The sequence below is a fragment of the Micromonospora sp. KC213 genome, from assembly GCF_004348325.1.
Lineage (GTDB): Bacteria > Actinomycetota > Actinomycetes > Mycobacteriales > Micromonosporaceae > Micromonospora.
In genome coordinates, this window is sequence record NZ_SMKF01000232.1 from 1 (window position 1) to 7,480 (window position 7,480).

Genomic DNA, 7,480 nt, shown 5'->3' on the forward strand with positions numbered 1-7,480 from the left:
GAGGAGGAACGATGAAGGCCACCGCCTGGATGGGCAAGGACAGCGTCAAGGTCGTCGATGTGCCCGACCCGCGCCTGATGAACGCCCGGGACGCCATCGTGAAGATCAGCTCCACCGCTATCTGCGGCTCGGACCTGCACCTCTACCACGGTTACATCCCGGCCCTGCGTAAGGGCGACATCCTCGGCCACGAGTTCATGGGTGAGGTGGTGGAGGTCGGCCCGGAGGTGGACAACCTGGCCGTCGGTGACCGGGTGGTGGTGCCGTTCCCCATCGCCTGCGGCAACTGCGTCTCCTGCCAGCAGGGCCGATACTCGGTCTGCGAGAACTCCAACCCCAACGCCGGCATCGCCGAGAAGATCATGGGCCATTCGCCGGCCGGCATCTTCGGCTACTCCCACCTGCTCGGCGGTTACGCCGGCGGGCAGGCCGAGTACGCCCGGGTGCCGTTCGCCGACGTTGGTCCGATCAAGGTGCCCGACGAGGTGCCCGACGACCAGGCGCTGATGCTCGCCGACGTCTTCCCCACCGGCTACATGGGCGCCGAGATGTGCGACATCAAACCCGGTGACGTGATCGCCGTCTGGGGCGCGGGACCGGTCGGGCTGCTCGCCGCCGCCAGCGCCCGGCTGCTCGGCGCGGAACGGGTGATCGTCATCGACCGGTACCCGTACCGGCTGCGGCTGGCCGCCGAGCACGTCGGCGCGGAAACCATCAACTACGCCGAACTCGACGTGCTGGACGAGTTGAACCAGCGCACCGCCGGCCGGGGCCCGGACGCCTGCATCGACGCGGTCGGCCTGGAGGGGCACCACGGCAACCCGGCGGTGTACGCGTACGACCGGGCGAAGCAGGCCGCCCGACTGGAGACCGAGCGGCCGTTCGCGTTGCGCCAGGCCATCCTGGCCTGCCGCAGCGGGGGAGTGGTGTCGGTGATCGGCGCGTACGGCGGCTTCGTGGACAAGTTCCCGATGGGCGCGTTCATGAACCGGTCGCTGATCATGCGTACCGGGCAGTGTCACGTGCAGCGCTACACCCGCCCGCTGCTGGAGCACATCGTCCGGGGCGATCTCGACCCGAGTTTCGTGGTCAGCCACCGGATGCCGCTCAAGGACGCGGCGAAGGGCTACCAGACCTTCCAGAAGAAGCAGGACGACTGCACCAAGGTCGTACTCAAGGTCTGAGGCCGGCTCGACGCACGACCGGAGTCGCCGCCGGTCCCGCGTCGCCGGTCACCCGGTCACGCCCAGGGGGCCGTCGGGTACCAGGGAATGATCTCGCGGCGGGCCAGCAGCCGGACGTCCCAGTAGAGGAAGGTGAAGGCGCCGGCGACAATGAACGCGACGGCGGTCAGCGTGGCCAGCCGGCTCGGTCGCGCGGCGAACCACCGGTGCAGGCGGGAGCCGGCGAGCCAGGCCAGCAGCAGGAACAGCACCGCCATGATCACGATGTTGCCGACCGACTGCAGGGTGAACGCCGCCGCGCCGTAGAGCGGGTTGCCGCTCTCGGCGGCGTCCCGGAACATCTGCCGGAACAGCGCGAAGGGCCGCCCGATGAGGAAGCCGGCGATCAACGCGCCCATGAAGACCATCGGGGCGTTCGGATACCGGCGGGCGATCCGGGCGAACGGGTCCGGCACCACGCCGAGCGACGCCAGACCGAGATAGATCATGATCAGCCCGATCACGCCGAAGACCACCATGGACTGGACGCTGCGCGGCGACAGCCCGCCGGGGGTGTTCGGGGCGGTGGAGAACTGCGGCATCGACGTGCCGACCAGACCGACGAGCGCGCCGTACGCCGCCGACACGGCGATCATGCCCACCGACAGCCAGCCCAGCGGCCGCAGCGGTGCGGTGAACCGGCGCCACCGACCGCCGGTGCTGCCCGACAGCGGGGCCAGCGCGCCGAACGCGGCGATGTTGCAGGCGGTGAAGGTGCCGGCGACGCCGGAGACGAAGGCGAAGAGCACCCCGGCGGCGATGCCCTGGATGGGGGTCTGCTTGGCGTCGTGGCCGAGCAGGGTGTTGGCCACGTTGTCGCCGATGGTCCGGTCCACGAACTCCGCCGACCAGACCACCGTCAACAGGAAACCGGCCAGGACGCTGAGTGCGACGATCAGCCCCCGCCGCCGGGGGAAGTGACCGTTGACGAAGGTGGAGGTGCCGGCCTGTGGGGCATCGAGCCGGATCGGGACGGGGGCGTCGGGCCGCCGGGGTGACCGGTGGGTCTGCGTCACGCTGCGCTCCTCACAGTGGGGGAGGGAACCGATGCCGGCGCGGGGACCGGCCGGCCACGACGCCGGTCGAACCGGACCCGATCGGTGGGCCCGTTCCCGGGCCGCGCCCGGCGGGTCGATGTCCGCGTCTCATCATCGGCCGACGCGGCCGGCCCGGGTTCTTCTGTCGTGCGCAATCGCGCCGCTCGGCCGGTGGCCGCCCCGGTCAGGGCAGCGGCCACTCGTGGACCGGGCGGTTGCTGTGCATCAGGTCCACGTAGTGCCGGACCACCTCGCGCAGCGCGTCCGGCCGGTCCAGGTGGTCGGCGCACTCCAACCGGTGCAACGTCTCCACCTGCCAGGTGGCGCCGTTGCGGCCGGTCAGGCAGCGCCGCTCGACGATGCCGAGCAGCCGGTCCCGTTCGGCCGGATCCACCCGCCACAGGTCCAGCCCCTGATGGGCCAGCGGCAGCAGCCGCCGCAGCACCAGCTCGGTCGCCGGCAGGTAGCCCAGCCCCGGCCAGAACACCTGGGCGTCGATGCCGTACCGGGCGCAGCTGGTGAAGTTCTCCTCGGCGGCGCTGAACGACATCTGCGACCACAGCGGCCGGTCCGACTCGGCCAGGGCCCGTACCAGCCCGAAGTAGAACGCCCCGTTGGCGACCGTGTCCACCACGGTCGGCCCGGCCGGCAGCACCCGGTTCTCCACCCGCAGGTGCGGTCGGCCCCGGAACACGTCGTAGACGGGACGGTTCCAGCGGTAGATGGTGCCGTTGTGCAGACGCAGCTCGGCCAGCTTCGGCACCTCGCCGGCGGCGAGCGTCTCGGCCGGATCCTCCGGGTCGCACACCGGCAGCAGCGCCGGGAAGTAGTGGACGTTCTCCTCGAACAGGTCGAACACCGAGGTGATCCAGCGTTCCCCGAACCAGACCCGGGGGCGCACCCCCTGGGCCTTGATCTCCTCCGGCCGGGTGTCGGTGGCCTGCTGGAACAGCGGGATACGGGTCTCCCGCCACAGCTCCCGGCCGAAGAACAGCGGGGAGTTCGCGCCCAGCGCCAGTTGGATGCCGGCGATCGCCTGCGCGGCGTTCCAGTAGTCGGCGAACTGGGCCGGGCTGACCTGGAGGTGGAACTGGGTGCTGGTGCAGGCGGCCTCGGGGGTGATGGTGTCGGCGGTGGTGACCAGCCGTTCCGCCCCGCTGATCGCGATCCGCAGGTCCTCGCCGCGGGCGGCGAAGATCTGCTCGTTGAGCAGGGCGTAGCGCGGGTTGGCCGACAGCGTCGCGGCGGTCAGGTGCTCGGGGCGCAGGGTGGGCAGGATGCCGATCATCACCATGTGCGCGCCGACGGTGCGGGCCTTCTCCTCGGCCGCGTTGAGGCTGGCCCGTACGTGCCGCTCGAACTCGGCGGTGCCGGTGCCGGCCAGCCGGCGCGGCGCCACGTTGATCTCCACGTTGAACTGGCCCAGCTCGGTCTGGAAGCTGGGGTCGGCTACGGCGGCGAGCACCTCGGCGTTGCGCATCGCCGGCAGCGACCCGTCGTCGACCAGGTTCAGCTCGATCTCCAGGCCGGTCATCGGCCGTTCCACGTCGAAACGGGACTCGCGCAGCATCTCGGCGAACACGTCCAGGCAGCGGCGGACCTTCTCCCGGTAGCGGGCCCGGTCCTCCCGACTGAAGGTGCGTGCGCCGACGTCTTCGCCCATGGTCACCACCCCGTCACCGTTGGTCTTCCCAACCTCGCACGAAACCGCGCGGGCGGGGAAGACCCGAAGAACCTTTACCTACCCGCGCCGGGCCGGGTGATCCCCCCCCGGGTTCCGCCGGCGGTCGGGTCGTCCGGTCGCCGTCGGTCGTCGTGGCCGCGAGGTCGTGGGTGCTCGTGGTGCGTCCGGGGCGGCGACCGACAACTGGCTACGATGATCCGATGCGCGAGAAGACCACCCGGCTGTTCGTGGCGACGGCAATCGCCGAGGCGTGTTCGTGGTTGGCCCTGCTGGTCGGCATGGCCGTCAAGTACGGTCCACCGGCCAACGAGATCGGCGTCAAGATCTTCGGCCCGATCCACGGCGCGCTGTTCGTCGCGTACGGGCTGCTGGTGCTGGTGATGGCCCGGATGCACCGGTGGAGTCCGGGTGTCACCGTCGTCGCGCTGGTCTGCTCCGTGCCGCCGTTCGCCACCTTCTTCTTCGAGCGCTGGGCGGTGCGCCGAGGGCTGCTCGGCGGCCCGGCGCGGGCGCAACGCCCACTCACTCCGGTCGGCTGAGCCCGGCACCGCCGGACAGGAACGCGCCCAGCACCGCGGCCAGTTGCTGCGGCGCCTCCTCGGCCATGTGATGGCCGGAGTCAATCGAGGCGACCCGCAGATCCGGGGCCCACTGTCGCCAGATCGCCGCCGGGTCGCCGTACAGATCCACCATGTCGTCCCGCTGCGACCAGCAGAACAGCGTCGGGCAGCCGATCTGTCGCCCGGCGGCCCGGTCGGCGTCGTCGGCGGCCCGGTCCGGTCCGAGACCGGCGCGGTAGTCCTCGCACATGGCGTGCACCGTGGCCGGATCGTGGATCGCCCGCCGGTAGTCGGCGTACGCCTCGGCGCCCATCTGTTCCGGCGAGCCGCCGTACCAGGCATCCGGATCGGCGTTGATCACCCGCTCGGCGGGTTTGGCGCTCTGGCCGAGGAAGAACCAGTGCCACCAGCGGGCGGCGAACCGGGCGTCGCAGCGGGCCAGCGCCTCGCCGATCGGCACGCCGTCGAGGACACCCAGCCGGCTCACCCGGTCGGGGTGGTCCAGTGCCGTGCGCATCGCCACGTAGCAGCCCCGGTCGTGCCCGACCACCGCCGCCCGGTCGTGGCCGAGCGCGTCGAGCAGGCCGACCACGTCGGCCGCCATGGCCCGTTTCGCGTACCCCGAGTGGTCGTCGCCGCCCGGCGGCTTCGAGGAGCCGCCGTACCCGCGCAGGTCCGGGCAGATCACCGTGAACCGTTCGGCGAGCAGCGGTGCGACCCGGTGCCAGGTGGCGTGGGTACGCGGGTGACCGTGCAGCAGCACCACCGGCGGTCCCGAGCCGCCGTGGCGTACCCGCAGCCGCACCGGGCCGACACCGACCCGGGCCAGCGTGAAACCGGCGAACATGTGGTGACCGGTGCCCGGCGGGCCGGCGGTGGAAACCTCAGCCGGTCAGTACGGAGCAGGCGCCCAGACCCGCCACCAACAGCACCCCCAGCATCGCCTGCAACAGCAGCGGCGGCCCCAGATGCGACCAGAGCGTCGCGGTACGCGGACGCAGCGGCTGCGCGGTGGTGAGGTTGACGATCCGCTCCACCTTGGGCGCGAGTTCCGGATCCGGCTGCCGGCGCAGGGTCAGTTGCACGTAATCGCCGGGGTGCAGGGCGCTCTGCGGCAGGTGCCCGTGCAACTCCACCTCGTAGACGCGGCCGGTGTCGTCGCGTACCCGCAACGGGGTGACCAGGAACTCCGGGCCCTTCTTGAGGTCCTTCCACTTGCGTCGCGCGCCGCCCCCGCCGCCGCTGGTCACCAGCGTGCGGACCAGCAGCATCAGCAGTCCCACCACGCTCGCGGCCGTCACCACCGCCACCAGCACCGGCTGTCCGACGCGAACCTCCCGGGGGTAACCGTCGAGCAACCGGACCACCCGCCCGGTGAGGATTCCCTGCGTCGGGTGCACGACGCGGCGCGCGAGGTCGCTGTCCATGTTCACCACCGAGTCGGAGCCGTTCACCACCGAAAGTCCGGTTCGCTGCACCGATCGTACCGGCGTGGCCGGTAGAGCGTCGTGAATGAACCTCGCCCCGGCGAGGTGACATCCCAGGCGGTGCGGGTAAGCGGGCGGCCGAGCTGGAAAGGGGTCCCGAGCATGCAGCTGTCCTTCCTGCGTCCGCTCTACGACCGTCCCGGGCCGTGGTGCTCGGTCTATCTCGACGCCTCCCGGGACACCCACGACGCGCATCCGCAGGTCGACCTGCGCTGGCGGGCCCTCAAGGGGCACCTGCTGGAGCAGGGCGCCGACGCGGCCACCATCGACGCGGTCGCGCGGGTGGTGCGCGGGCACGAGCCACGGCCCGGGGACTACGGGGTGGCGATCTTCGCCACCGGCGGTCGGGTGGTGCTCACCGAGTACCTCGCCGCGCCACCGCTCAACGACCTGGCCGTCTGGTCCACCCTGCCGCACACCATGCCGCTGGTCGCCCAGCGCGGTGAGCAGATCGCCTGGGTGCGCGTGCTGGCCGACCGCACCGGGGCCGACGCGATGGCGGTCAGTGCGGGCGGTGTGCCCCGCCGTGCCCACGTTCAGGGGCGGGAGAGTTCGCAGTTGCGCCGCGTCCAGCCCGGCGGCTGGTCCCAGTCCCGCTACCAGCGGGCGGCGGTGGAGGCCTGGCACCACAACGCCGGCGACGTCGCCGCGGCAACCGTGCAGCTGGCCGAGAACGTCGGCGCGGACGTGCTCGTGGTCGCCGGGGACGTGCGGGCCACCGGCATGGTCGCCGCCCAGCTACCTCCTCGCTGGCAGGACATGGTGGTCCGCACGGACGCCGGGTCCCGCGACGTCGGTGCCGACGAGACCCTGATGGACGACATCACCGTGCAGACCATCGCCGAGGCCGCCGAGCAACGGGTCGCCACCGTGCTGGACCGCTTCGGCATGCAGGAGGACGTCGGGGCCGGCCTGGACGCGGTGGTCCGCGCCCTGCAACGCAACCAGGTCGACACCATGCTGATCGTCGACGACCCGTCGGCGAACGGGGAGCTGTGGATCGGACCGGAGCCCACCGACATCGCCACCGCGCCGGATCAGCTCATCGGAGTCCGCGACCCGCAGCGGGTACGCGCCGACGCGGCCCTGGTCCGGGCTCTGGTCGGTACCGACGCCGAGCTGACCGTGCTCGGGCCGGACGAGGCGCCGGACCTGACCGACGGCGTCGGCGCGGTGCTGCGTTACGTCGACGCGGCCACCCCTGGGCGCGGCGATGGCTGACCCGACCGGCGCGAGCCTGCTCGTCGGCCGGCTCCGCGCCTGGCGGGTGCCCCGGGTGTTCGGCTGGCCGGGTGAGGCGATCGCCCCGGTGCGGGCGGCGATCGAGGTCGCGGGCGGCGGCCCGGAGTTCGTCCCGGCCCGGCACGGGGAGACCGTTTCCTTCATGGCGGCCGGGCAGCGTAGCGTCCTGGCCACCGCCATCCCGCCGGCGTGACGACGACGTTGGCGGCGGTTTCGATCGTCAATCGCCCTGTGATGGGGGCGGGGG

Annotated in this window: 8 protein-coding genes; 4 read left to right on the top strand and 4 right to left on the bottom strand. The window is 72.0% G+C overall.

Going from position 1 to position 7,480, the window contains the following annotated elements; genetic code table 11:
• Window positions 1-11: 11 nt before the first annotated feature.
• A complete protein-coding gene (locus E1166_RS28135) occupies window positions 12-1,184 on the top strand; it encodes a zinc-dependent alcohol dehydrogenase (protein WP_132342915.1) in 1,173 nt (390 codons plus the stop codon).
• Window positions 1,185-1,240: 56 nt separating this feature from the next.
• Here E1166_RS28135 and E1166_RS28140 read toward each other — a convergent pair whose 3' ends face one another.
• Complete coding sequence (locus E1166_RS28140; protein WP_243710564.1) at window positions 1,241-2,239, bottom strand: hypothetical protein; 999 nt, start codon at window positions 2,237-2,239, stop codon at window positions 1,241-1,243.
• A 205-nt stretch (window positions 2,240-2,444) separates the two neighbouring features.
• Window positions 2,445-3,923: a glutamate--cysteine ligase gene (locus E1166_RS28145; RefSeq protein WP_132342916.1), complete on the bottom strand. Its 1,479-nt coding sequence runs from the start codon at window positions 3,921-3,923 to the stop codon at window positions 2,445-2,447.
• Window positions 3,924-4,144: 221 nt separating this feature from the next.
• Here E1166_RS28145 and E1166_RS28150 point away from each other — a divergent pair, with 221 nt between their 5' ends.
• A complete protein-coding gene (locus E1166_RS28150; protein WP_132342917.1) occupies window positions 4,145-4,483 on the top strand; it encodes a DUF3817 domain-containing protein in 339 nt (112 codons plus the stop codon).
• Here E1166_RS28150 and E1166_RS28155 read toward each other — a convergent pair.
• Window positions 4,467-5,351 (bottom strand): alpha/beta hydrolase, encoded by an 885-nt coding sequence (locus tag E1166_RS28155; RefSeq protein WP_132342918.1) that lies wholly within the window; start codon window positions 5,349-5,351, stop codon window positions 4,467-4,469. The genes E1166_RS28150 and E1166_RS28155 overlap by 17 nt on opposite strands.
• Window positions 5,352-5,388: 37 nt before the next feature.
• The gene (locus E1166_RS28160; RefSeq protein WP_207914593.1) at window positions 5,389-5,940 is read right to left on the bottom strand and encodes a hypothetical protein; all 552 of its coding nucleotides are present in this window, start codon (window positions 5,938-5,940) and stop codon (window positions 5,389-5,391) included.
• 153 nt (window positions 5,941-6,093) lie between these two features.
• Between E1166_RS28160 and E1166_RS28165 the strand changes: the two genes are divergently transcribed.
• Both E1166_RS28165 and E1166_RS28170 read left to right on the top strand, forming a co-directional pair.
• A complete protein-coding gene (locus E1166_RS28165) occupies window positions 6,094-7,212 on the top strand; it encodes a Vms1/Ankzf1 family peptidyl-tRNA hydrolase (protein ID WP_132342920.1) in 1,119 nt (372 codons plus the stop codon).
• Window positions 7,205-7,426, top strand: coding sequence for a thiamine pyrophosphate-binding protein (locus E1166_RS28170; RefSeq protein WP_132342921.1), 222 nt, complete (start codon window positions 7,205-7,207; stop codon window positions 7,424-7,426). The genes E1166_RS28165 and E1166_RS28170 overlap by 8 nt, the downstream gene beginning before the upstream one ends.
• The last annotated feature ends 54 nt before the right edge of the window (window positions 7,427-7,480 follow it).